This is a genomic window from Pedomonas mirosovicensis (genome assembly GCF_022569295.1).
Taxonomy (GTDB): domain Bacteria; phylum Pseudomonadota; class Alphaproteobacteria; order Sphingomonadales; family Sphingomonadaceae; genus Pedomonas; species Pedomonas mirosovicensis.
This window is the reverse complement of the sequence record NZ_JAKFIA010000001.1, coordinates 977,802-1,000,560: the sequence shown is the minus strand read 5'-3', so window position 1 is coordinate 1,000,560 and position 22,759 is coordinate 977,802. Positions and strand designations below refer to the sequence as shown.

Annotated in this window: 25 protein-coding genes; 10 read left to right on the top strand and 15 right to left on the bottom strand. The window is 66.6% G+C overall.

What is annotated here, in order from left to right; all coding sequences use genetic code 11:
• Positions 1-160: 160 nt before the first annotated feature.
• The 3 genes from ileS to L0C21_RS04740 are packed head-to-tail and all read left to right on the top strand — an operon-like array spanning position 161 to position 4,000.
• Positions 161-3,013, top strand: coding sequence for an isoleucine--tRNA ligase (gene ileS, locus L0C21_RS04750; RefSeq protein ID WP_259277267.1), 2,853 nt, complete (start codon positions 161-163; stop codon positions 3,011-3,013).
• Positions 3,003-3,563, top strand: a complete 561-nt coding sequence (lspA, locus tag L0C21_RS04745) for a signal peptidase II (RefSeq protein ID WP_259277266.1) — start codon at positions 3,003-3,005, stop codon at positions 3,561-3,563. The genes ileS and lspA overlap by 11 nt, the downstream gene beginning before the upstream one ends.
• Complete coding sequence (locus L0C21_RS04740) at positions 3,560-4,000, top strand: DUF3035 domain-containing protein (protein WP_259277265.1); 441 nt, start codon at positions 3,560-3,562, stop codon at positions 3,998-4,000. The genes lspA and L0C21_RS04740 overlap by 4 nt, the downstream gene beginning before the upstream one ends.
• A gap of 83 nt (positions 4,001-4,083) precedes the next feature.
• On the opposite strand, the gene L0C21_RS04735 is transcribed toward L0C21_RS04740, so the two are convergent.
• On the bottom strand, positions 4,084-4,677 hold the full coding sequence (locus tag L0C21_RS04735) for a TetR/AcrR family transcriptional regulator (protein WP_259277264.1): 594 nt from the start codon (positions 4,675-4,677) through the stop codon (positions 4,084-4,086).
• Positions 4,678-4,747: 70 nt separating this feature from the next.
• On the opposite strand from L0C21_RS04735, the gene bdcA reads away from it, so the two are divergent.
• Entirely contained in the window at positions 4,748-5,461 is a 714-nt protein-coding gene (gene bdcA / locus L0C21_RS04730) for an SDR family oxidoreductase (protein ID WP_259277263.1), read from the top strand.
• Positions 5,462-5,598: 137 nt separating this feature from the next.
• Here the strand turns inward: bdcA and L0C21_RS04725 are convergent, their stop codons facing one another.
• From L0C21_RS04725 to hflK, 5 genes are all read right to left on the bottom strand, one after another.
• Positions 5,599-6,144, bottom strand: a complete 546-nt coding sequence (locus L0C21_RS04725) for a GNAT family N-acetyltransferase (RefSeq protein WP_259277262.1) — start codon at positions 6,142-6,144, stop codon at positions 5,599-5,601.
• Positions 6,145-6,230: 86 nt separating this feature from the next.
• Positions 6,231-7,790 (bottom strand): DegQ family serine endoprotease, encoded by a 1,560-nt coding sequence (locus L0C21_RS04720; protein WP_259277261.1) that lies wholly within the window; start codon positions 7,788-7,790, stop codon positions 6,231-6,233.
• Positions 7,791-7,854: 64 nt separating this feature from the next.
• Positions 7,855-8,046 (bottom strand): DUF2065 domain-containing protein, encoded by a 192-nt coding sequence (locus L0C21_RS04715; RefSeq protein WP_259277260.1) that lies wholly within the window; start codon positions 8,044-8,046, stop codon positions 7,855-7,857.
• Positions 8,047-8,130: 84 nt separating this feature from the next.
• Complete coding sequence (hflC, locus tag L0C21_RS04710; RefSeq protein WP_259277259.1) at positions 8,131-8,928, bottom strand: protease modulator HflC; 798 nt, start codon at positions 8,926-8,928, stop codon at positions 8,131-8,133.
• 17 nt (positions 8,929-8,945) lie between these two features.
• Positions 8,946-9,992, bottom strand: a complete 1,047-nt coding sequence (gene hflK, locus L0C21_RS04705; protein ID WP_259277258.1) for a protease modulator HflK — start codon at positions 9,990-9,992, stop codon at positions 8,946-8,948.
• 73 nt (positions 9,993-10,065) lie between these two features.
• Here hflK and L0C21_RS04700 point away from each other — a divergent pair, with 73 nt between their 5' ends.
• Both L0C21_RS04700 and L0C21_RS04695 read left to right on the top strand, forming a co-directional pair.
• Entirely contained in the window at positions 10,066-11,226 is a 1,161-nt protein-coding gene (locus tag L0C21_RS04700) for an Mrp/NBP35 family ATP-binding protein (protein WP_259277257.1), read from the top strand.
• A 97-nt stretch (positions 11,227-11,323) separates the two neighbouring features.
• A complete protein-coding gene (locus L0C21_RS04695; protein WP_259277256.1) occupies positions 11,324-11,749 on the top strand; it encodes a CoA-binding protein in 426 nt (141 codons plus the stop codon).
• Positions 11,750-11,932: 183 nt separating this feature from the next.
• Here L0C21_RS04695 and L0C21_RS04690 read toward each other — a convergent pair whose 3' ends face one another.
• Positions 11,933-12,457, bottom strand: coding sequence for a dihydrofolate reductase (locus L0C21_RS04690; RefSeq protein WP_259277255.1), 525 nt, complete (start codon positions 12,455-12,457; stop codon positions 11,933-11,935).
• A gap of 175 nt (positions 12,458-12,632) precedes the next feature.
• Here L0C21_RS04690 and L0C21_RS04685 point away from each other — a divergent pair, with 175 nt between their 5' ends.
• Positions 12,633-13,412 (top strand): SDR family NAD(P)-dependent oxidoreductase, encoded by a 780-nt coding sequence (locus L0C21_RS04685; RefSeq protein ID WP_259277254.1) that lies wholly within the window; start codon positions 12,633-12,635, stop codon positions 13,410-13,412.
• Between the two features lie 194 nt (positions 13,413-13,606).
• On the opposite strand, the gene L0C21_RS04680 is transcribed toward L0C21_RS04685, so the two are convergent.
• The 5 genes from L0C21_RS04680 to L0C21_RS04660 form a co-directional block, all read right to left on the bottom strand.
• A complete protein-coding gene (locus L0C21_RS04680; protein WP_259277253.1) occupies positions 13,607-14,152 on the bottom strand; it encodes a periplasmic heavy metal sensor in 546 nt (181 codons plus the stop codon).
• A 13-nt stretch (positions 14,153-14,165) separates the two neighbouring features.
• Positions 14,166-14,423, bottom strand: a complete 258-nt coding sequence (locus L0C21_RS04675; RefSeq protein ID WP_259277252.1) for a hypothetical protein — start codon at positions 14,421-14,423, stop codon at positions 14,166-14,168.
• Positions 14,393-14,617 carry a hypothetical protein gene (locus L0C21_RS04670; RefSeq protein WP_259277251.1) on the bottom strand — a complete coding sequence of 75 codons (225 nt, stop codon included), beginning with the start codon at positions 14,615-14,617 and terminating at the stop codon, positions 14,393-14,395. The genes L0C21_RS04675 and L0C21_RS04670 overlap by 31 nt, the downstream gene beginning before the upstream one ends.
• A complete protein-coding gene (locus L0C21_RS04665; protein WP_259277250.1) occupies positions 14,614-15,201 on the bottom strand; it encodes a sigma-70 family RNA polymerase sigma factor in 588 nt (195 codons plus the stop codon). Before L0C21_RS04665 ends, L0C21_RS04670 begins: the two co-directional genes overlap by 4 nt.
• 173 nt (positions 15,202-15,374) lie before the next feature.
• A complete protein-coding gene (locus tag L0C21_RS04660) occupies positions 15,375-16,289 on the bottom strand; it encodes a histone deacetylase family protein (protein WP_259277249.1) in 915 nt (304 codons plus the stop codon).
• A 254-nt stretch (positions 16,290-16,543) separates the two neighbouring features.
• On the opposite strand from L0C21_RS04660, the gene L0C21_RS04655 reads away from it, so the two are divergent.
• From L0C21_RS04655 to L0C21_RS04645, 3 genes are all read left to right on the top strand, one after another.
• Positions 16,544-17,911 carry an MATE family efflux transporter gene (locus L0C21_RS04655; protein ID WP_259277248.1) on the top strand — a complete coding sequence of 456 codons (1,368 nt, stop codon included), beginning with the start codon at positions 16,544-16,546 and terminating at the stop codon, positions 17,909-17,911.
• Entirely contained in the window at positions 17,908-18,843 is a 936-nt protein-coding gene (locus L0C21_RS04650) for an alpha/beta hydrolase (protein WP_259277247.1), read from the top strand. Before L0C21_RS04655 ends, L0C21_RS04650 begins: the two co-directional genes overlap by 4 nt.
• 99 nt (positions 18,844-18,942) lie before the next feature.
• On the top strand, positions 18,943-19,434 hold the full coding sequence (locus L0C21_RS04645; RefSeq protein WP_259277246.1) for an RNA pyrophosphohydrolase: 492 nt from the start codon (positions 18,943-18,945) through the stop codon (positions 19,432-19,434).
• A 403-nt stretch (positions 19,435-19,837) separates the two neighbouring features.
• Here L0C21_RS04645 and L0C21_RS04640 read toward each other — a convergent pair whose 3' ends face one another.
• From L0C21_RS04640 to atpD, 3 genes are all read right to left on the bottom strand, one after another.
• Positions 19,838-20,662 carry a ferritin-like domain-containing protein gene (locus L0C21_RS04640; protein ID WP_259277245.1) on the bottom strand — a complete coding sequence of 275 codons (825 nt, stop codon included), beginning with the start codon at positions 20,660-20,662 and terminating at the stop codon, positions 19,838-19,840.
• Positions 20,663-20,811: 149 nt separating this feature from the next.
• Positions 20,812-21,219, bottom strand: a complete 408-nt coding sequence (locus L0C21_RS04635) for a F0F1 ATP synthase subunit epsilon (RefSeq protein WP_259277244.1) — start codon at positions 21,217-21,219, stop codon at positions 20,812-20,814.
• 99 nt (positions 21,220-21,318) lie between these two features.
• Positions 21,319-22,743 (bottom strand): F0F1 ATP synthase subunit beta, encoded by a 1,425-nt coding sequence (gene atpD, locus L0C21_RS04630; RefSeq protein WP_259277243.1) that lies wholly within the window; start codon positions 22,741-22,743, stop codon positions 21,319-21,321.
• Positions 22,744-22,759 lie beyond the last annotated feature (16 nt).

Here is a 22,759-nt window from a genome sequence, read left to right as displayed (position 1 = left end):
GCCCTCGACACCCTTGCGCTTCCCCGCTAGAACCGGGCCATGCTTGGGTCCTGGTTCCAGACGCGAATTATTGGCCCGGCCTCGTGAGTTGCTGCGGGGCCGGGGTCGTTTTGCTTTTACCCAGAGAACCTGACGCCAATTGCAAATTGCCGAGTGCCGCATGACCGCTGACAACAGCCAAGAGACCAAGACCGACTATCGCGCCACCGTCTTCCTGCCCAAGACCGGCTTTCCCATGAAGGCGGGCCTTGCCGCGCAGGAACCCCAGTGGCTGGAGCGCTGGGAGAAGCTGGGCCTCTACCAGCGCCTGCGCGAAGCCGCCGCGGGCCGCCCGAAGTTCATCCTGCACGACGGCCCCCCGTATGCGAACGGCGACATTCACATCGGCCATGCGCTCAACAAGATTTTGAAGGACGTCATCACCCGCGCCCAGCAGATGCAGGGCAAGGATGCGCCCTATGTGCCCGGCTGGGACTGCCACGGCCTGCCCATCGAGTGGAAGATCGAGGAGCAGTACCGCAAGAAGGGCAAGAACAAGGACGAGGTGGACCCGGTCGAGTTCCGCAAGGAATGCCGGGCCTTTGCCGCCCACTGGCTGGGCGTGCAGCGCGAGCAGTTCAAGCGGCTCGGCATCACGGGCGATTGGGAGAACCCCTACACCACCATGGCCTTCGAAGCCGAGGCCACCATTGTGGGCGAACTGCTGAAGTTCTCCATGAACGGCAGCCTTTATCGCGGCTCCAAGCCGGTGATGTGGTCGCCGGTCGAGAAAACCGCGCTGGCCGAGGCGGAGGTGGAATACCACGACCACACCTCGACCATGATCGACGTGGCCTTCCCCGTGGTCTCCAGCCCGCGCGCCGTGCTGCTGAAGGCCCGCCCCGTGATCTGGACCACGACCCCGTGGACCATCCCGGCCAACCGCGCCATCGCCTACGGGCCGGAGCTTGAGTATCTCGTCATCGACGTGAGCGAAGTGAGCGAGGACGCGCGCGCCAAGGTGGGCGACCGCTTCCTCGTGGCCGAAGCGCTGGTGGCGGAATTCGCCAAGCGCGCCGGCATCCTCGCCTGGAACGCCACCGAAGCTCTGACCGGCGCGCAGCTGGAAGGCACCATCTGCGCCCACCCGTGGCGCGGCCACCCGGATGCCAATGGCCACTACGACTTCGACGTGCCCCTGCTGCCGGGCGATCATGTGACGACCGATACCGGCACCGGCCTCGTCCACACCGCGCCGAGCCACGGCGAGGAGGACTTCGCCGTCGGCCAGAAGTTCGGCATCGAGGCTCCCTTCACCGTCGCCGAGGACGGCCGCTACTACGATACCGTGGCCCTCGTGGCGGGCGAGCATGTCTACAAGGTCGCGCCAAGGATCTGCGAGCTGCTGGAAGGCGCGGGCGCGCTGCTGTCGCAGGGCGATCTCGTCCACAGCTATCCGCACAGCTGGCGCTCTAAGGCCCCGCTCATCTACCGCAACACGCCGCAGTGGTTCGTGTCGCTCGACAAGACCGGCCTGCGGGCTACGGCACTCAAGGCCATTGACGATACCCGCTGGGTGCCGGCGCAGGGCAAGAACCGCATCCGCTCGATGGTCGAGAGCCGGCCGGATTGGGTGCTCTCCCGCCAGCGCGCGTGGGGCGTGCCCATCACCGTGTTCGTGAACAAGAAGACCGGCGAGATCCTGCAGGACGAAGAGGTCAACGCCCGCATCGTCGAGGCGGTGCGCGAGGGCGGCGCGGACGCCTGGTACGTCACCCCGGCGCAGCAGTTCCTGGGCGACAAGTACGACGCTGCCGACTTCGAGCAGGCCAAGGACATCCTCGACGTGTGGTTCGACTCTGGTTCGACCCACAGCTTCGTGCTGGAAAGCGGCACCTGGCCCGCCCTCCAGTGGCCGGCGGACCTGTACCTCGAAGGCTCGGACCAGCATCGCGGTTGGTTCCAGTCCTCGCTGCTGGAGAGCTGCGGCACCCGGGGCCGCGCGCCCTACAACGCGGTGATGACCCACGGCTTCACGCTCGATTCCAAGGGCGAGAAGATGTCCAAGTCCAAGGGCAACGTCATCGACCCGCTGACGATCATCAAGGAAAACGGCGCGGACATCCTGCGTCTGTGGGTGGTCTCGACCGACTATTTCAGCGACGTCCGCATCGGCAAGGAGATCCTGGCCGGGCAGGTGGACGCCTACCGCAAGCTGCGGAACACGCTGCGCTACCTCTTGGGCGCGCTCGACGGCTTCTCGGAAGAGGAAAAACTGCCGTTCGACCAGATGCCGGAGCTGGAGCGCTGGGTGATGCACCGTCTCGTCGAGATGGATGCTTACTTGCGCGAGCATGCCAACGGGTTCGATTTCAACCCGTACTACACGGCGCTGCATAGCTTCTGCATCAACGACCTGTCGTCGTTCTACTTCGATATCCGCAAGGACAGCCTCTACTGCGACGCCAAGGACAGCGTGCGCCGCCGCGCCTGCCGCACGGTGATGGACCTGCTGTTCCACTGCCTCACCAAGTGGCTGGCCCCCATCCTCGTCTTCACCGCCGAGGAAGCGTGGCAGGCCCGCTTCCCGTCGGAAGACGGCAGCGTGCACCTGGAGCTGTGGCCCGAAATCCCGGCCGGGTGGCGCGACGATGCGCTGGCGTCCAAGTGGAAGCGCATCCGCGAGGTGCGCTCGGTCGTCACCGGCGCGCTGGAGATCGACCGGCGCGAGAAGCGCATCGGCGCGAGCCTCGAGTCCTCGCCGGTGCTGTATGTGACCGAATCGGCCGACTCCCACCTGCTTTCCACGGTGGACATGGCGGAAATCTGCATTACCTCGGACCTGACCGTGTCGCTCGACCAGCCGCCGCTTGAAGCCTTCGCGCTGGATGAGGTGGGCGGCGTTGCCGTCGTCACCCGGAAGGCCGAGGGACACAAGTGCAACCGCTGCTGGCGGGTTCTGCCAGAAGTAGGCCGCAATCCAGCTCAGCCGGACCTGTGCCTGCGCTGCGAAGAGGTGGTGAATGCGGCCTGACCCGGCCTTTCCCGGTTGGCCACGCTCCTCGGGAGAGGACGTGCCGCCGCGCGCGACGCATCGCCTTCTCGGCTATGCGTTCGCCGCCGTCGTGCTGGTGGCGGATCAGGTCTCCAAGTGGTGGATTCTGGAGGTCTTTCGCCTGCCGGAGAAGATCTCCGTGCCGATCGTCAACGGCTTCCTGCACCTGACCATGGTGTGGAACCGGGGCGTCTCCACCGGCCTGCTCACGGCAAAGTCCGACATGGGCCGCTGGCTGCTGATTGCGCTGACCGCCGCCATTTCCATCTTCGTGGCCGTCTGGCTGTGGCGGGAGCGCAGTCGCTGGCAGGCCGTGGCGCTGGGCGGCATCCTCGGCGGGGCCATCGGCAACATCATCGACCGCACCCGCTTCGGGGCCGTGGCAGACTTCATCGACGTGAAGGGCATCCCCTACTGGAGCTACGTTTTCAATGTGGCGGACGCGGCCATCACCATTGGCGTTGCGATCATCCTGCTTCTCAGCCTAAGAAAGCAGGAACAGAATAACAGAGTGGAGTCGGCTGAATGATCAGCACCCGCACCCTTATCGGGCTTAGCGCCGTGGCCCTTCTGGCCCTCTCCGGCTGCGCCAGCCGGTCCAAGTCGTTCAGCGCCGGCGCAGGCCCGGACGAGCTGGCGGTCGCCCGCCAGGCGCCGCTGGTTGTGCCGCCCGATTTCAACCTGCGCCCGCCGCGGCCGGGTGAACCCCGCCCGCACGAGGTGGACGCCCAGAGCCAGGCTGTCGAGGCCCTGTTCGGCGAAGGCGCGAGCGTTCCGCCCAAGTCGCCGGGCGAGCAGGCCCTGCTCGATGCCGCCAAGGCGAGCCATGCCGAACCGGACATCCGCTCCGCCCTGCGCGACGACGGAACCACCGTCGCCGACACCGGCGCATTCCTGAAAGACCTGCTGGACGCCCAGCCGGGCGATCGCCAGCCGGAGACGGCCACCATCGCCAAGGCGGGCTGAGCCTCTTTCGGCACCGGATTACAAAAAAAGCGGCGCAACAGCGCCGCTTTTTTCTTTGCAGGGGGCTCGCCCCCTGGCCCCCGTTATCTGGAGAGGAACTGGGCGACGGCCAGGCCGGCGAGGCGGGCGGTGGCCAGGAGCTGCTCCTGACTGTGTCCATTCCGCGCCTTGGCGGAGAGCCCGGACATGGTGGTGCTGATGAAGTCCGTCAGGGACTCGGCCTGTTCCGGGTGGCGCGCCGCGATGTAGCGGCGGATCAAATCCTCAGCCGCGAGATTGAGGGAGCGGGCGGCATCGCGCGCGGCAGGATCGTTGCAACGCGTGCCCTCCAGCACAAGGCACCCTCCTGCGTCCGGGTCGGCGGCATAGCGGCGGGCGGCCTCCTCCAGCACGGCCGTCAGCGCTTCGGCAACCGGGCGGTCCGGGGCCAGGATCTGCGTGAGCGGAATGCCGCCGGTGCGGGAATAGCGATCAAGAACACGCGCATAGAGCTCGGCTTTGTTTCCGAAGGCGGCGTAGAAGCTGGGCGGATTGATGCCGAGCGCATCGGTGACGTCGGCAACGCTGACGGCGTCGTATCCGCGTGCATGAAACAGACGCTGCGCCGTCGCCACGCCTTCGTCGGGATCGAAGCGGCGGGGACGGCCACGCTGGCGAACATTTTTTGTAGTAGTCACTATAAAATCCTTGACCCGATCCGGCTGGGTGTTATGTAGCGAGTCCTACATTAAATGCAAGGAGGGCCCGATGGCCAGGTTTGAAGGAAAGTCCGTTCTCGTTCTGGGTGGCAGCCGCGGCATCGGTGCCGCCATCGTCCGGCGCTTTGCAGCGGACGGTGCCCATGTGACGTTCACCTATGCCGGTTCGCGTGAGGCGGCGGAGCAACTGGCAGCCGAGACAGGCAGCACGGCGGTCCTGACCGACAGCGCCGACCGGGACGCCGTAATCGCGCGCGTGCGCGAAAGCGGGCCTCTGGACGTGCTGGTGGTCAACTCCGGCATCGCCATTTTCGGCGATGCGCTCGAACAGGACCCGGACGAGATCGATCGCCTTTTCCGGATCAACGTCCATGCTCCTTACCACGCGTCAGTCGAGGCTGCCCGGCAGATGCCGGAAGGGGGGCGGATCATCGTGATCGGCTCCGTGAACGGTGACCGGATGCCTGTTCCGGGCATGGCATCCTATGCCCTCAGCAAGTCCGCTTTGCAGGGAATGGCGCGCGGCCTGGCGCGGGATTTTGGCCCACGCGGCATCACCATCAACGTCGTGCAGCCGGGGCCGATCGATACCGATGCCAACCCGGCGGACGGGCCAATGAAGGATCTAATGCACAGTTTCATGGCCATCAAGCGCCATGGGCATCCCGATGAGGTTGCCGGGATGGTATCCTGGCTCGCGGGTCCGGAGGCAAGCTTCGTAACCGGCGCGATGCACACGATCGACGGCGCGTTCGGCGCCTGATCGTACAGGCGCACTCCAGACAGGAAGGCGCTCCCTCCCTGAAGGACGCGGCCCGATAGAAAGAACGGGAGGTTGCCAAGAGGAGAGCCTGTTGTTTGTGCGCCTCCGCGCACAGGGCTCCTCCTGCAAAAAACAAACTACCCTTCCCCAACCACCGCAGCGCACGAGGGCCACGCCACCCGCATGGCGGGGATTTTCCCGCCATAGGGCGCGTCGTCGAGGAACGCCTCCACTTCCCTGCCCTGCCAGCGGGCGTAGGTGGCCCGTGCAGCGCCGTTGTCGGCGTAGACGAGGAGATGGAGCCCTGCCTCGCCGCCGCGCTCTAAGGCCCATTCAGCGCCCGCGCGGAACAGGGCGCGGCCCACGCCCAGCCCGCGCGCCTCGGCGCTGACGTGGAGGTTATCGATGTAGTGGCCCCAACGGGGGTCGGCGTTCGCGACCAGCCGGATGAAGCCGAGGAGCTGGCCTCCCCGCTCCGCGACGAGCACGGTGGAGGTCGCAACATCCGCCATGTGCCGGAACTTCTGCGCCCATGCGTCCTGCATCTCGGCCGCCAATGCGCCGTCCAGATAGGCGTCCGGCATCAGGCCCCGATAGGCGTCCTGCCAGTTGGCCGTATGCAGCGCCGCCACCGCCTGTCGGTCCGCGGTTGTTGCCGGGCGAATGGTAATGTCAGCCTGCATCTTGCTTCTCCCTTAAAAGCAAATCCCCCGCCCAAGGCGAACCTCGGACGGGGGAGAGGAATAGCAGGCTTGCAAGCCGGCGTGGCTTACTTCTTGCCGTCGGCGGGAGCCTTGCCCTTATCCTTGCCGTTCTCCTTGTCCTTCACCTCCATCATGCGGATGCCGAGGTGAATGACATCTTCGCCGCGCTGCACCAGCAGCACCACCGCATCGCGACCGGCCTTGCGGGCCGCATCCACCAGCGCGGCGGCCTCATTCGGCGAGCTGACGCGCTTCTGGTTGATGGCGAGCAGCACATCGCCCGGCTGCAGCCCCTTGGCGGCGGCATCGCTGGCCGGGTTGACGCTGGAAATAACGACGCCGGAGACATCCGAGTCGAGGCCGAGGCGCTGGCGCACCTCCTGCGTCAGCGGCTGCAGGCCCAGCCCGAGGTGCTGGTCGGTTCTCTCGCCTTCCACCTGTTCCTGCTTCGGCTGCTCCGGCTCAGGGCCGGCCAGGCCATCACCCAGCGGCCGCTCAGCCACGGTCACCCGCAGCGTCATCGGCTTGCCCTCGCGCAGGACTTCCATGTTGACGGTGGAACCAATCTTGGTCTCCGACACGATGGACTGCAGCGAGTGGTGGCGGTCCACCTCCTTGCCGTCGAACTTCAGGATCACATCGCCCTGTTTCACGCCTGCCTGGGCCGCCGGGGTGTTCTCCTCCACGTTGGCGACGATCGCGCCCTTGGGCTCCTTGAAACCAAGGCCCTCGGCGATGTCCTCGCTCACCACCTGGATGCGAACGCCCAGCCAGCCGCGGCGCACCTTGCCGAGCGTCCGCAGCTGGTCGATGACCGGCTTGGCCTGTTCGGCCGGGATGGCGAAGCCGATGCCGATGTTGCCGCCGGTGGGCGACAGGATGGCGGTGGCGATGCCGATGACGCGGCCGTTGGCATCGAACATCGGGCCGCCCGAGTTGCCCCGGTTGATGGAGGCGTCGGTCTGGATCAGCCGGTCATACTGGCCAACGCCGATCTCACGGTGCAGCGCCGAGACGATGCCCGCCGTCACCGTGACGCCGAGGCCGAACGGGTTGCCAATGGCGATCACCCAATCGCCCACGCGGGCGGATTCGCTGTCGCCCCACTGCACGTAGGGCAGGTTGGTCGCGTCGATCTTCAACAGCGCCAGGTCGGTCGCCGGGTCGCGGCCCACCACGCGCGCCTCGTAGCGCTGGTCGTTGTTGAGAATGACCGTAATCTTGTCCACCACCGTCTGGCCGTCGCGGCCGGTGATGACGTGGTTGTTGGTGACGATGTAGCCGCTCGGGTCGATGATGAAACCCGAACCCAGCGAGCGGGCCTCGCGGGTGATGGGCTCACCCTGCTCCTCGCCGTTCGAGCCGCGCTCCTCCATGAAGCGGCGGAAGAACTCTTCCCAGGGCGAGCCGGGCGGCAGCGCGGGCATGCCGGGGATCTGGCGGCCCACCTCCACCTGCTGGGTCGTCGAGATGTTGACGACGGCCGGTTGCAGCGTTGCCGCAAGGTCGGCAAAGCTTTCCGGTGCCGGACGCGCCAGGGCCGGAGCTTGCATACTTCCGATGGCGGCGCTGGCCGCCACGGCAGCAAGCATTGCCGAACGAAGAACGGAAAAACGGCTACGCACGGATCGGTTCTCCTGAGCAGTTTTGTTGTTATAAGCTCGTTATGGTCGCAAGGGCCCGGCCCGATCAAGTCGCGCCACGCGCAAGCCACACAAGAATAAGACCAAAGAGCGCCGCCGCAAGACCAGCCGCGCGCACCAGCTGGTTCGGCGTTGCCAGCACCTGGGCGATCATCCGGCGCATCGCATCGGGAAAGAGCGCATAGGCCACCCCCTCCAAAATCAGCGCAACGCCCAATGCGGCAAGAAAGTCTACCATGAACGGGTTTCGCGCCCCCTGTTCCGGATATTCCGAGGGCAGGCCCGCGCGCCCAAGGCGCGGGCCTGCCCGCCGGAAGGCGTGTTACCGGCCCTCAAGTTCCTTCAGGAACTCGCTGTCGGGCGAGAGGATGATCGAGGTGTTCTCCCGGTTGGAGAGCGACTGGCGATAGGCCTGCATCGACCGGTAGAAGGCGAAGAACTCCGGATCCTGGCCGAAGCTGTCGGCGTAGATCTTCGCGGCTTCCGCGTCCGCCTCGGCGCGGATGATCTCGGCCTGCTTGGCGCCCTGCGCGCGGATGGCGCGGGCTTCCTGCTGGCGGGCCGTCCGCATCCGCTCGAAGGCGGAATTGAGCGGGTCGCCCGTCGGCAGGTCGGCGCGCTTGATCCGCACGTCGACGATCTCGGCCCCGAAGCGCTTGGCCTCGCGGTTCACCGAGGACTGCACCACCTCCATCACCTGGCCGCGCTCGGGCGAGAGCAGGGCGGTGAACGGCTGGCGGCCCAGCTCGTCGCGCAGGCGCGAGGCGAGAATGCCGGAGAGACGGCGCTTGGCCCCCTCTTCCGAGCCGACCGAGCGGTAGGTGGTCAGGGGATCAACGATGCGGAAGCGGGCGAAGGCGTCCACCACCAGGCGCAACTGGTCGGTGGAGAGCACTTCCTGCTGCGGCATGTCGAGGTCGAGAATGCGGTTCTCGAGCAGGATGACGTTCTCGATGAGCGGCACCTTGAACGCGATACCCGGCTCGCGGACGATGCGCTGCGGCTTGCCCAGCCGCAGGACGATCGCCTGCTTGGTCTCGCTCACCGTGAAGATGGAGTTGGTCAGGACGATCAAACCGAGGACCGCCAGCACGACAATGCTGATAAGGGAACGGGGCATGGCTGTTCGCTCTCCGGTTACTCGGTTGCCGTCGTGGCGGCGGGCGCCGGCTCACGCCGCTTCCGCAGCTGATCGAGCGGCAGATAGGGCACCACGTTGCTGTTCTTGGAATCGAGGATGACCTTGTCCACGTCCGAGAGCACGTCCTCCATGGTCTCCAGATAGATGCGCTTGCGCGTCACCGCCGGGGCCAGCCGGTACTGGGTATAGACCGCGTTGAAGCGCGCCGCCTCGCCCTGCGCCTTGGCCACCAGCTGCTGGCGGTAGGCATTGGCCTGGTTGATGAAGCTCTGCGCGTCCTGCTGCGCGGCGGAGACGTCCTTGAACGCCTGCTCGGCCGCCGCCGGCGGGTCCACCTGGCGGAAGAAGATGCCGGTGATCTCGATGCCGGCGTTGTAGCTGTCGAGCACTTCCTGCACGCGGGTCTGCACCCGCTGGGCCACCTGGCCGCGCTGCTCGCCGATGGCGGCATCGAGCGGCGTGTTGGAAATGGCCTCGCGCATGGCCGATTCCGCCACCTCGCGAATGGTCAGCTCCGGATTGGCCAGATGAAACAGGTAGTTCGGCGCGTCCTTGATCTTCCAGCGCACCGTGTAGGAGATGTCGACAATGTTCTGGTCGGAGGTCAGCACCAGGGTTTCCGTCGCCCGGTCGGCGCTGCCGATCTCGATGGTGTTCTCCTGCGTCACCTTGGGCTTGGTGACGGTCTCGATGGGCGCGGGCAGCTTGAAGTGCAGGCCCGGATAGCTCTGGCGCACATATGCGCCAAAGCGCTGAACCACACCCACCTCATCGGCGTTGACCCGATAGACAGAAGAGGTGGCAAGCCATAGAACCACCAGGGCGCCAACGGCCAAGCCCAGGATGCTGCCGCCGCCGGCTCCACCGGGAAGCGATGCGCGCAGCTTTTCCTGCCCGCGCCGGATCAGGTCATCCAGGTTGGGGGGCTGCTGCCCTCCGCCACCGCCGCCGGAGCCGCCACCCCAGGGATTGCGCGGCCCGCCGCCGGAACCGCCTCCAGACCCCCACGGGCCGCCGCTACCGCCATTGTTTTGCCAGGGCATTCTATTCCTGCTGCTTTCCTCGTCCTTGAGCGCCTATATAAGCGCCAAAATCCACAAATGCGAGCCTTGCACCATGACTATATCCCGCGAAGCCGTCCTGGACACCCTCCGTTCGGTCATCGACCCGGCGACAGGGCGCGACATTGTTTCGTCCGGCCTGGTCACGGGGCTGACCGTCCGGGGCGAGCAGGTCGGCTTCATTCTGGAGGTGGAGCCCGCCGCCGCGCGCACCAAGGAACCGCTGCGGGAAGCCGCGGAAAACGCCGTGCGCGCCATGCCCGGCGTCAAGGCCGTCACCGTGGTACTGACAGCCGAGCGCCCGCCCGAGGAGGCCCGCGCCGCAGCCCATGGCCATGCCGCTCCAGCCCAGCATGGTTCGGCGGGGCGCGGCGCTCCGTCGCAGCAGCCCGCCCAACATGGATCAGCCCGGCCAGCCGGCATCGCGCAGGTGGAGCGCATCATCGCGGTTGCCTCGGGCAAGGGCGGCGTCGGCAAGTCGACGGTTGCCGCCAACGTGGCGCTGAGCCTGGCGCATCTGGGGCTGAACGTCGGCCTTCTGGACGCGGACATCTACGGCCCGTCGGTGCCCAAGCTGCTCGGCATCAACCAGAAGCCGGAGACCGACGGCAAGATGCTCCAGCCGCTGGAAGCCTTCGGCATCAAGGCCATGTCCATCGGCATGCTGGTCGACACGGATACGGCGATGATCTGGCGCGGCCCCATGGCCACCTCCGCCCTGATGCAGATGATGGCCGACGTGGCCTGGGGCCCGCTCGACGTGCTGGTGCTCGACATGCCGCCGGGCACGGGCGACATCCAGCTGACGCTGGCCCAGCGCACGCCGCTGTCGGGCGCGCTCATCGTCTCGACGCCGCAGGATCTGGCGCTCATCGATGCGCGCAAGGCGGTCACCATGTTCCGGCAGGTCAAGGTGCCGGTGCTGGGCATCGTGGAGAACATGAGCACCTTCGTCTGCCCCCACTGCGGCACGTCCAGCCACATCTTCGGCCACGGCGGCGCATGGGAGACGGCGGCCCAGATCGGCGTTCCCTTCCTCGGCGAGGTACCGCTGACCATGCAGGTGCGCGAGTGCTCCGACAAGGGCCATCCGGTGGTGGTGTGCGACCCCGCGAGCACGGCGGGCGGAGCCTTCCTCGCCATCGCCGACCAGGTGCTCGCCAGCTTCGATACGGTCAATCAGAAGTCCCTGCCCATCATCCGCCTGATGGATTGAGCCCGTGGCCGGAAGTGCCTCGGGGGACGCGCCCTTGCCATTTGCAACATCGTCGCCATCTCCATCCTTAAACCCCAGTCGTTTTGAAGGTCGCGCGATGTTGCAGACGGACAAGGAAATCGCCGCGCTCCTGCAGGAGACCCGCACCATTGCCGTGATCGGCGCCTCCCCCAAGGACACCCGCCCCAGCCACCAGGTGATGGAGTTTCTCCTCGCCCAGGGCTACGAGGTCTTCCCCATCAACCCCGGCCACGCAGGCGAGCAGATTCTCGGCCAGACCGTCTACGCCAGCCTCGAAGACCTGCCCAACGCCCCGGACATGGTGGACATCTTCCGCCGCTCCGAGGAAGTCGGCCCCGTGGTGGACGCCGCCATCGCCAAGGGCGCGAAGTCCGTCTGGATGCAGATTGGCGTTATCAACGAGGAAGCCGCAGGCCGCGCCGAAGCCGCAGGCCTCAAGGTGGTGATGGACCGCTGCCCCAAGATTGAGGTCGCCCGGCTGCGTCTGCCGCCGATCGGCTGAGGGGCTTTCGTTTTCTGATATTTTTATTTTTGCAGGAGGGATTCATCCCTCCTGCACCTCCCATTTCTTTTATCGGGTCGTGCGCGTGATGAAGAGCGCGGCCCGACAAAACGAATTGGGGGATTGCAAGGGGGACAAGTCCCCCTTGCGTTACAAGTCCGAAAGACAAAAAGCGCGCCGCCCTTATGAACGCCGTTCCAGCGTGACGAAGCTGTAGGCGGGGAAGTCGTCTTCCTCGGGGAAGGTTTCGCGGGCGGTCTCCGCCCATTCGTGCGGGTCGGGCATGGGGAAGGAGGTGTCTCCCACCGGCTCCACGTGCACTTCGGTCAGGTAGATGCGGTGGGCAAACGGCATGGCCTGCGCGTAGATTTCCGCCCCGCCGATCACCATGATTTCGTCCGCGCGCGTCTTGGGGTCGAGCCCGGAGGCGGCGATGGCTTCCGCGAGGTTGGGGGCAACCGTCACGCCCTCGGCGGTCCACTCCGGGTTGCGGGTGACGACGATGTTGTGCCGCGCCGGCAAGGGTTTGCCGATGGACTCGAACGTCTTGCGCCCCATGATGACCGGCTTGCCGACAGTGAGGCGCTTGAAGTGCTTGAGGTCAGCGGGCAAGCGCCACGGCAGGCTGTTGTCGCGGCCGATGATGCCGTTGTCCGCCCGCGCCACCACCAGCGAAACGCAGGGGGTCTTTCTCGTCGCCTCGGCCATCGCCGCCTCCCTTTTGAGTTCGAGACACAGCGTAAAAACGAATGAGGCCGGTAAGGGCAAGAGATAAGTGATTTTTTGCGGGCGCCTCGCGCCCCCTGCCAGAAACCCCCTCCCCGCCTGCGGCTCTTGCGCCCGAGGCGCCGCCATGCAAGGGCTTGCTCCTTTAGGGGCAGGAATGGACAGGGCGATGGCTTATCCGTTCAAATCCATCTGGATCGTGGGGGCGTCCACCGGCATCGGGCGGGAGACGGCGCTGGAGTTCGCGCGCAGGGGCGTCACCGTGTTCGCCTCCGCCCGCCGCGCGGCGCTGCTGGAGGAACTGGCGCGGGAAGCGCCGGAAGGCCGCATCATTCCCATGCCGGTCGATGCCGTGGACCGGGAGGCGATGCTGGCGGCCTATGCCCATATCGAGCAGGGCCATGGCGTACCCGATGCCCTGCTGTTCGCCGCCGCCACCCACGCGCCTGAGCGCAGCTGCCAGGCCGTCGCCCCGGTTTGCGGCCCTGTGTTCGAGGTGAACGTTTCGGGTTGCCTGCATATGCTGGAGGCGGCCCTGCCCGCCTTGCGCGCCCGCCGCTCCGGCCGGGTCGCCATCATTTCCTCGGTTGCGGGGTTTCGCGGCCTGCCGCGGGCGCTGGCCTACGGCGCATCCAAGGCGGCGCTCACCCACATCGCCGAGGCGCTGTGGTTCGAGTGCCGGCGCGACGGCGTTGCGGTGCAGGTGGTCCACCCCGGCTTCGTGAAAACGCCGCTCACCGCCAACCGCGACTTTACCATGCCCTTCCTGATGAGCGCGGACGAAGCCGCCCGGCGCATCGTCGATGGCATGACCAAGGGCGGGTTCGAGATGACCTTCCCCCGCCGCTTCACCTACTTCCTCAAATTCCTGCGGGTGCTGCCCTATGGGATTTACCTGCGGCTGGTGGCGCACGCGACGCGCGGGCTGGTGCGATAAAATTTTGCGGGAGGGGCTCATCCCTCCCGCGCCTCCCATTTGTTTGATCGGGCCGCGCCCTTCACGGGCCGTTCAGTCCGCTGAACCTCCAAGGCTCGCAGGTCAGCTTTGACCGGGTGCGTCCCGAAAAATGAAAGGGAAATCTTAAGGGGGATTTGTCCCCTTTAATCGAACCATTCCCAGGCAACGGCAGGTCAGCGCGCTTTCCTGTCGCCGCCTTTCTCGTTCTGGCCCTTCTCATTCCGGCAGCGATCCTTCGCCTTCTGGATCTGCTTGATCGTCTCGCCGGGGATGTGCAGCCGGGTCGCCCGCAGCCCTTCGGCGAAAATCTGCCGGTCTTCCGGGCTCAAACGGCCCGCGGCCTTCAGCAGCGCCTCATGACGGCCAGCCTGCAGCTTCAGGGACAGCTTGCGCTCGCGCACGAACGCTCCCTCCAGCGCCTCGGTATCAAGGTTGGGCGCAGCGATCAGCCTCAGGATTTCCTCGCGCGTCTCCTTCAGCGCTTCCCAGTTCCGCTTCTCGGGCGCGCCCTTCCGCACGGCCTCGGCCATGATTTCCCGTCCCTCGGGGGACATGCGCGCGATCACCTCATGGAAGCGCGGCGGCCGGGGGCCTCCGGCCCAGGTCCCTTGCCTGGAGGTGGCGGAGGCGGCGGCGATGCATGCGCGTGCGCCAGGCTTGCCGCGCCCGAAAGAGCCAGGCCGACAACGGCGGCCAGATGCCAGGTCTTCAGGCGCCATGTCTTCATACGCATCACAGCCAACCTTCCGATTGATCCGCCGAGAAGGCGAGGGAAATCATCGACGTATCCGTCACCTCCACCTGGGTTTTCCGCGTCGGCTCACCCGCCAGGATGAGCAGGGCGACGATGCTGGCCGCCAGCCCCAGCGCCCCGCCGCTGGAGAGCCACCGCTCCCGCCGCCGCATCGGCCGCGTCCAGCTGGGCGAGCCCGCCAGGGTCTGCGCCGGAATCTGCACCGTCACGCGGCTGGCCGCGAACAAGGCGTCCATCGCCGTCGGGCGGGGGCCGGCATCTCCCAATCGCTCAGCCAGCCGTCGAGCAGCCGCTCCCGCGCCGCCACTGCCTGCAGGCCGGGGTCCGCCGCCAGCGCCGCTTCGGCGGCTGCCCGCTCCCCCTCCGGCCAGCGGGCCGGATTGGCGCCATAGGTTTCCAGAATTTCGGCGAGACGGCTTCTCTCGATCATTCCGCAGCCTCCCGGACAAGAGCGTCGAGGGCCCCGCGCAGCCCTGCCCGGCCGCGCGAGAGAAGCGACTCCACCGCCTTGATGTTGACGTCCATCATCTCGGCCACCTCGAACATACTCATACCTTCACCATAGAACAGGGCAAGAGCGGCCCGTTGCCGGGGCGGCAGCGTCTCCATCGCCGCCATCAGACGCGCCCTGCGATCCGAATGCTGCGCGGCTTCCTCGGGCGTGGGCCCTTCATCGGCTGTTTCCGCCAGCACTTCGATCGAATCGACCGGACGCAACATCCTGCGCCGATCGAGACACAGGTTCACAATCACTCGCGCCAGCCATGATTTGAAAGCGCCGCGTTCGGGGGCATACCGATCCGGCATCCGCCAGACCTTGAGGAAGGCCTCCTGCACTGCGTCTTCCGCCTCGTCCTGAACAGTCAGGACCCGGCCGGCAATTCGCAGAGCCATGGGGTAATGACGGCGGACCAGACATTGAAAGGCTGCGTTGTCGCCACCCTGGATGCGCTCCATGAGGAGCCTGTCATCCAGTGCGTCGTCAGCCAGCCCGTTCTCGTCCGTCTCAGCCATGGGCTCTATCTGGCAGTACGCGGCGAGGCGGCGCAATCCTTCGCCGCCGCGCCCGGCTTTTCCGCGCGACCAGCAGAGCGATATCAGCGATGAACGCCAGATGAACGGCAACGGGCCGCAAACAAACGGTGCATTGCTCTCTAAGGCCCGCCACCAAAAGGTAAAATCGCGGCTTACCGTAAAGCCGCCCACGCCTCGGCGGCGATGGCGATGGTCGTGGCATGCCGCCGGGCGATCACCCCCACATCCGCCCCGTAGCCGCCGCCCATCACCGTGACGAACGGGAGGCCCGCCCCCATGCACGTCTCGGCGACATAGCGGTCGCGGGCCGCCAGCCCCGCGTCGCTCAGCGCCAGGCGGCCCAGCCGGTCGTCCGCGTGCGGGTCGACCCCGGCATTGTAGAACACGATGTCCGGCCGGTGCGCCGCCAGCAGGCGCGGCAGATGCGCCGTCAGGTGCGCCATGTATTCGTCGTCCCCCGCGCCCACGGGCAGGCCGATGTCGAGGTCGCTGCGCTCCTTCCGAACGGGAAAGTTCGCCTCGCAGTGCATGGAGAAGGTGAAGACGCGCGGCTCGTTCTCGAACATCGCCGCCGTGCCGTCGCCCTGATGCACGTCGAGATCAACCACCAGAACCCGCTCCACCGCGCCTTCGGCGAGCAGCTGGCGCGCGGCGACGCCTACGTCGTTCAGCACGCAATAGCCCGAACCGAAGCCGGGGTGGGCATGGTGGCTGCCGCCCGCCGTGTTGGACGCCGCGCCCACAGCCAAGGCCATGCGCGCCGCCCCCAGCGTGCCGCCGGAGGAATGGCGGGAGCGCCGCACCACCTGCTCCGTCACCGGAAAACCGATGCGCCGCTCGATCGCCGGGTCCACGCTCAGCGTCAGCAGCTGATCGACATAGGCCGCATCATGCGCCGCCGCCATCACCTCCCGCGAGACCGGCCCGGCGTTGTGAAACGCGGCAAAGGCATCGCTGCCGAGCGCCTTCAGCGCCGTTACCACCGCCTCATACTTGGACATGGGAAACCGGTGCCCCACCGGCAGCGGGGCGACGTAATCAGGATGATGGAAAATGGGATAACGCATGATCTGCCGCCAATATCGGCACGGCGGCAGGCGGCGTCCAGTCCCTTGTGCCCCTGGGGCTTTCAAGTTTTTGAAGGGGAGCCTATCCCCCTTCACCCCCATTCGTATGAGCGGGCCGTGCGCGGGCAAAGCCGTCACACCTGCTGGATTTTCCTGCTCCGCCCGAATGGGCGAGGCGCGGCCCGGTAAAAGGAGTTGGGCGCAGGGGTTAAGACCCCTGCAAAATTCCGTAAAACCGGCTAACAGGGCGCACCATGAGTTCACAGTCCTCCGCCCCGGCCTCCACTCCGCAGGCGCCCCGCCGCGCCATCCTCGCCATTGCCCTGCCCGCCATGGCAACCAATGCGGCGACCGGGCTGATCGGCCTGGTGGACACGTGGGTGATCGGGCAGGCGGCCAGCGCCACGCTGCTGGCGGCGACCGGCATGGGCTCCTCCGCCTTCACGACGCTGCTCACCCTGTTCAACGTGCTGCGGATGGGCACGACGGGCCTTGCCGCCCGCGCCCACGGGGCAAACGACGCCACGGAGCGCAGCACCATCCTCGCCCGTGGCCTTGCCGTCGCGGGCGCGCTGGGGCTCGCGCTGCTGCTGGCCATGCCGCTGGTGCTGGGGCCCGTGCTCAGCAGCTTCGGGGCGGATGCGGCCGTGCGGGACGGCGCGCACGAGTATCTTGCCATCCGCTGGTGGGCCGCGCCCGCCGTGCTTCTCAACATGGCGCTGACCGGCTGGCTCCTCGGCCTCCAGCGCCCCCGCACCGTGCTCGCCATCGAGGTGGGCTATAACCTGCTCAATGCCGCGCTTTCTGCCTGGCTCACCCTCGGCCTCGGCTGGGGCATAAAGGGCGTGGCGACGGCCAGCCTCATTGCGGAGATCGCCAAGCTCCTCGCCGCCCTCGCCTGCGTGCACCCTCTGGCCGGGATCGGCCGCCTGGCCCGCATCGCCCGCCGGCGCGACACCTGGCGCGGCCCGGCGGTGGCGGCGCTGTTCGCCGTCAACCGCGACCTTCTCATTCGCACCGCGCTGCTGATGGGCTGCATTTACATGCTCACCCGCACGGGCGCGCGGCTGGGCGAGGTGCCGCTGGCGGCGAACACGGTCATCCTCCAGTTTTTCCTGCTTGCCGCGCTGGTGCTGGACGGCTTCGAGGCCGCCGCTCAAACGCTGGGCGGCGCGGCCGTCGGCGGGCGCGATGCGCGCCGCTTCTCCGCCCTCGTCAGGGGCTGCTTCCAGGGCGCGGCCATCGCTAGCCTCGGCATCGCGGCCGCTTATACCTTCGGCGGCCCGGCCATCATCCGCGCCTTCGCCAAGGATGCGGCAACCGCCGCCTACGCCAACAAGCACCTGGCATGGGGCGTGGCGGCGCAACTGTGCGGCTTCGCCAGCTTCGTGTTCGACGGGCTCTACATCGGCGCGGGCTGGACGCGGGCCATGCTGCTCACCATGGCCGGGGGTGCGCTCGTCTACTTCGCCGCCATGGCCGTTCTCGTGCCCTTGCTCGGCAACAACGGCCTGTGGCTTGCCTTCTGCCTGCTCATGGTTGCCCGCTGGATGGGCCAGTGGGCGTTCTATCCACGACTCTACCGTCGCACCTTCCAGATCGATGACGGAGTTCGCCCATGAGGATGCTCGAAGACACCAAGGCGCTGCTCGCCCGCGTGCTGGTTCCCAACGCGCCGAAGATCTGCAGCCTGCCGCTCGACCAGGCCCGGCGCATGATGCAGGGCTCGATCGAACTGCTGGAGCGCCCTGCCCCGCGGCTCGCCCGGATCAACACCTTCACCATTCCCGGCCCGGATGGCGACCTGCCTGTGCGCCTCTATGATCCCCTGGAGACGGGCGCGGCGTCGCCGGTGGTCCTGTTCTTCCATGGCGGCGGCTGGGTGTTCTGCAATCTTTCCACCCATCATAGCCTGTGCGCTGAAATCGCCCAGCAGCTCGGCTTGCGCGTGCTGTCGGTCGACTATCGCCTCGCGCCCGAATACCCCTTCCCCGCCGCACTGGAGGACAGCCTTGCCGCCACCCGGTGGGTGGCCGGCAACCCAAGGGAACTTCTCGGCAATGTCACCGGCCTCGTGCTGGCGGGAGACAGCGCGGGCGGCAACCTCGCCACCGTTGCCTGCCAACAGCTTGCCGGCACGCTTGCGGTGCCACTGCTGGCCCAGTGCCTCTTCTATCCGGCAACGGACCTCGCCAACCGCTACGCCTCGGCCGAAAGCTTCGCGCAGGGCTACATGCTGGACACGGAAGACCTGCAGTTCTTCACCAGGTCCTACCTGCCCCGGCGCGCCCTGCGGGCGGACCCGCGCGTCTCCCCACTCCTCGCGGACAACCTTGAGAACCAGCCGCCCGCCCTCATCTTCACCTGCGGGCTCGACCCCTTGCGCGATCAAGGGCGCGCCTATGCCGCCAAGCTCATCCAGTCGGGCGTCAAGGTGCACTACGAGGAAGCGGCGGGGCAGATTCACGGCTGCCTCAACATGCGCAAGGCCCTGCCCTCCGCGCAGGACCAGCTCACCCGTTGTCTCGCCATTCTCAAGCAGATGATCGACTAATCTTCCCACTTCTGCTTTTTTGTCCGGCGGCCATGGACTGCCCGCACGCGTTCGCGCGTTTCATGGCCACGCCGTTTCGTCCTTCAGCCAAGGGTATTTATGACCACCAACGCCTCCGAGCTTCCCTACCGTCCCTGTGTCGGCATCGTCCTGTTCAACCGGGCGGGGCTGGTGTTTGTTGCCCGCCGCATCGACACCAAGGAGGAAGCCTGGCAGATGCCCCAGGGCGGCATCGACGAGGGCGAGACCCCCATCACCGCCGCCGCCCGCGAGCTGGAAGAAGAGATCGGCACCAACAAGGCCGAGATCATCGCGGAATCGCAAGGCTGGCTGCAATACGACCTGCCGCCCGAGCTGGTGGGCAAGGTGTGGAAGGGCCGCTACCGGGGCCAGACCCAGAAATGGTACGCCATGCGCTTCCTGGGCGAGGACAGCGACATCAACCTCGACACCGCGCACCCGGAATTCTGCGCCTGGCGCTGGGAGTATCTGGAGCGGCTGCCTTCCCTCATCGTGCCCTTCAAGCGCAAGCTCTATCAGGACATCGTGCACGAGTTCGCCCACCTCGCCGCACCGGTGCCGGAGGCTTGATCCCGGCCAAACTGCAAAATGGGGTGAGACCCCACCCCCACATGCCCCGTAAAGGCGCGTAGAGGCCCCTTACAGCGTCAAAACGAACCCGCCCGCTACCACCCTAGCTGAAATAGGCAAAATCCTCTCAGCGAGCGTTTAAACCCGTCTAGCGGCGATTTCTGGTTTTGGTTGTGTTTTGCGACGTGGACACAAGGATAAGGGAAGTGCTTTGCAGAGGATCCCCGTGCGGGGAGGCGCACAATCGATAAGCCCCCCCTCTGCACTCCCATTCTTTTCAGCCCTGCGCGTGATGAAGGGCGCGGCCGTACAAATTCCGGCCGCATCTCCAGAGATTGCAGGAAACACGGCCCTGAAAACGAATGGGGGCGTGGGGGTCCGAGACCCCCATGTGAAAAAACCGTCAGGCAGCCCGCGCCATGCTGGCCGACTTGGCGGAGATAACGCGCCACAGAACGCGCGAGGCCAGCTTGTAGAGCCAGCCGTTGGATTTGAGGTCAGCGGCGCGCAGCACCATGCGGACGGCGTTGTCGATGTGCGGGCGGCGGTAGAGCTGGAGGGCCCGGCGCTGGTATTCACGGCCGTAGTTCACGGCCTTGAAATCGGCGGCGCGGTCGCGTTGCAGCACGTTGGCGGCGAAGAAGGCGTAGCCCAGCTCCTCGTCTTCCGCTTCCTGCATGCGCCCGAAGGCGATTTTCAGGCGCGCCCAGGTGGAGAGGCGGGTTTTCGCCTGATAGCGGCGGAAGTGCTCGGCAAACAGGCGGTAGTGGAAGAACTCGTCAGACGCGATGCGGCCAGCCACGGCCTTCAGCACCGGCTCGTCCGTCGCGTCGCGAATGGCGGAGTAGAAGGAGGAGGTGCCGGTTTCCACCACCTGCCGGGCGATCAACTCGCCCGCGCGGGAGCCGCGAATGGAGGTGGTGGTCTCCAGATCCAGCGAATAGCCCGCGCGGAAGTCGGCGAGCGCCTTTTCGAAGGAAAAGCCGGGATCGGCCAGCTCGGCCCAGCGGCCAAGGGCTGCGCCGTGCTGCTCCTCCTCGACGCCCCAGGTCTCGGCGGCGGCCACGAAGTCCGCATCCTCGCGGAACACGTTCCGCAGGTAGACCACGTAGTCGGCGGCGTTGGCCTCCACCAGAGCCGCCGTCTTGATGACGGCCAGGAGATCGGGCTCAACCTTCGAAGGGTCGAACCGGTCCCACGGAATGTCGTTGAGTGTCCAGCGTGCCATGGGCGCATCTTTAGGGAAGATTACGGAAGTTTGACAAGAGCAACAGCTGTGCATCGGGCGCACCCGTTGCCTGCTGTCGCCGCGCCACCACAAAAAAACGGGGCACGGTTTGGGTAAACCGCACCCCGTTTAAACCTGTTCGCCGCTGCTTAGTGGCGAACGGCGGCCAGCTGGGCCTCCAGAATGACGAGCTGGCGCTGCGCGTGCAGGCGCTCGGCATCGGTCTTGGCCAGGTTCACGTCCTCGCGGGCGTCGGCGACCTGCTGGGCCAGCGCTTCCGGGTTCAGGTCAGCGACCGGGATCGCCTGCTGCGCCAGGATGGTGAGGCCCTTCTCGTTCACCTCGGCGAAGCCGCCGTCGATGAACACGCGCTCCGGAGCGCCGCCGTTGCCGGCGTGGATTTCGATGACACCCGGCCGGATCGTGGACATCAGCGGCGCGTGACCGGCCAGAACGCCGAAGTCGCCGCCCTCGCCCGGCACGACCACCATCTCGACCTCAGCCGAGTTCAGAAGCCGCTCGGGGCTCACCAGTTCAAAGTGCAGTTTGTCAGCCATGGGTCTCACCTAAATGGAAGCCCGGCCTGCAAAAGCCGAGCTTCGTCATGCAAGAGGGGCGGTGCGCCGGACAGGCCCGGCGCACCGCCGCATCCTTGTTTAGGCCGCTTCGGCCGCCATCTTCTCGGCCTTGGCGACGGCTTCTTCGATCGAGCCGACCATGTAGAAGGCCGCTTCCGGCAGGTGGTCGTATTCGCCGGCCACGATCGCCTTGAACGAGCGGATGGTGTCTTCCAGCTGGACGAACTTGCCCGGGATGTTGGTGAACACCTCGGCCACGTGGAACGGCTGGGAGAGGAAGCGCTGGATCTTACGGGCGCGGGCGACCGTCAGCTTGTCCTCTTCCGAGAGCTCGTCCATGCCGAGAATGGCGATGATGTCCTGCAGCGACTTGTACTTCTGCAGCACCGCCTGCACCGAGCGGGCCACCTGGTAGTGCTCCTCGCCGACGACGCGCGGGTCGAGCACGCGCGAGGTGGAGTCGAGCGGATCGACGGCCGGGAAGATGCCCAGCTCGGCGATCTGACGCGACAGCACGGTGGTGGCGTCCAGGTGGGCGAACGAGGTCGCCGGGGCCGGGTCGGTCAAGTCGTCGGCCGGCACGTAAATGGCCTGCACCGAGGTGATCGAACCCTTGTTGGTGGAGGTGATGCGCTCCTGCAGCTGGCCCATTTCGGTCGACAGGGTCGGCTGGTAGCCCACCGCCGACGGAATACGGCCCAAGAGTGCCGACACTTCCGAACCCGCCTGGGTGAAGCGGAAGATGTTGTCGATGAAGAACAGCACGTCCTGGCCTTCCTGGTCGCGGAAGTATTCCGCAACGGTGAGGCCGGTCAGGGCGACGCGGGCGCGGGCTCCCGGCGGCTCGTTCATCTGGCCGTAGACCAGCGCCACCTTGGAGTTGTCGCCTTCCAGGTCGATAACCTTGGACTCGATCATTTCGTGGTAGAGGTCATTGCCCTCACGGGTGCGCTCGCCAACGCCCGCGAACACGGAGTAACCGCCGTGGCCCTTCGCGATGTTGTTGATGAGCTCCATGATGGTCACGGTCTTGCCGACGCCCGCGCCGCCGAACAGGCCGATCTTGCCGCCCTTGGCGTACGGAGCCAGCAGGTCGATGACCTTGATGCCCGTGACGAGGATCTGGGCTTCGGTCGACTGGTCGACGTAGTCCGGAGCCTCGGCGTGAATCGGGGCCTTCTTGTCGGTCTTGACCGGGCCGCGCTCGTCGATCGGCTCGCCGATCACGTTCATGATGCGGCCGAGCGTGCCGGGGCCCACCGGCACCGAGATCTGCGCGCCGGTGTCCACCACTTCCTGACCGCGGACGCAGCCGTCGGTCGAGTCCATGGCGATGGTGCGAACGGTGTTCTCGCCCAGGTGCTGGGCGACTTCGAGCACCAGGCGGCGGCCATCGACCGTCGTCTCCAGCGCGTTGAGAATGGCGGGCAGGTGGTCGTTGAACTGAACGTCCACGACCGCGCCGATCACCTGCGTGATGCGTCCAATATTCTGGGTCGCCATGGTCGGTCCTTCCTCG